Raw genomic sequence first — 1,197 nt, forward strand, 5'->3', positions numbered from 1 at the left:
GCAGCCGCAGGACAACACCCCGGCAACGCCCAAGCCCGTACCGGTGCCCACCCCGCCCCCGCCGCCGCCCGGTGTGGGCGCCACGGACCCCCCGACAGATCCCGCTCCGCCAACGGCGCAGGCCCAGTAGCCGGAAAACGCCGGAACGCCGACAATACACCAACGCAAGACTGCCGTGGAGGCGACTCCACGGCAGTCTTGCGTTGGCGGCAAACGCCATCCGGGCGGCAGGCTACGGTTACCGCAGCGCCAGCATCCAACTGCCAGCCAGCAACACGGCGCAGGCCGCGCCTGCCAGCCATTCCAGCCAGCGCGGTGGCGGGCCGCAGCGTTCGCGCAGCATCTGCGCCGCCATGCCCACCGCCACGCCCGCCACCAGGCCGAACAGGTGCGCGCCAAGGTCGGTACGCTCGCCTTCACTGCCCAGCATGCCAAGAATGGCCAGCCCGGCGGCCAGCGGCACCACCATGCGTCGCCAGCCGTTCCAGCCGCCCTCCACCGCCAGCAGCCCGGACAGCACCCCCACCGCGCCGAACAACGCCGTGGAAAAGCCCAGGCTGACATGCGATGCGGGGCGTGCCAGCGCGTTCAGCACGTTGCCTCCCGCGCCGGACAGAATGGTCAGCAGCCATCCTGGGCCGCTGCCCACGCGACGGCACAGGGGAATCAGAAAGAAGCTGCCGAAAAGGATGTTGCCGAACAGGTGCGGGCTGTCGGCGTGCAGGGTCAGGGCCGTGACCACACGGTACCACTGCCCGCGCGTGACGGTGTGGTAGACGTCCATGGCCCCGGCATCGCGCCACACGTCGGGATCCAGGTCGGGCAGGGGCAGGTGCATGTCCCACCACCAGCCCATGCGCACCCCGTGCCACAGGGCCAGCAGCAGCAGGCCCAGCAGGGTCAGGTGCACATTGGAGCGCAGGGGGGCGGGAGATGGCGCGGGGGGGAGGGCTCGGGCGGCGGCGTCCTCGCCTTCCGCGGCCAGGATCTCCAGCCGGGCCAGCCGTTCGTACAGGGCGGGCACGAAGAGGTGCTGGCGTTCGCCTCGGCGCACGGCCATGAACGGGATGTTGCGCGCCTCCAGCACCAGCCGCCAGCGCGGCAGACGCTGCATGGTGAACACAGGAAGCTGCGGCAGGGGCGCGGGCAGCGCCGCGTTCAGGGCCGGGGGAACGGGCACGGTCAGGTCGCGCCAGC

Annotated in this window: 1 protein-coding gene; it reads right to left on the reverse strand. The window is 71.8% G+C overall.

Features of this window, described 5'->3' with window-relative positions; translation table 11 throughout:
• Nucleotides 1-238: 238 nt before the first annotated feature.
• Nucleotides 239-1,197, reverse strand: a 959-nt coding sequence (locus tag FVW27_RS16415) for a rhomboid family intramembrane serine protease (RefSeq protein ID WP_167127193.1), incomplete at its 5' end; no start/stop codon positions are given.

The organism is Nitratidesulfovibrio liaohensis, from assembly GCF_011682075.1.
Classification (GTDB): Bacteria; Desulfobacterota; Desulfovibrionia; order Desulfovibrionales; family Desulfovibrionaceae; genus Cupidesulfovibrio; species Cupidesulfovibrio liaohensis.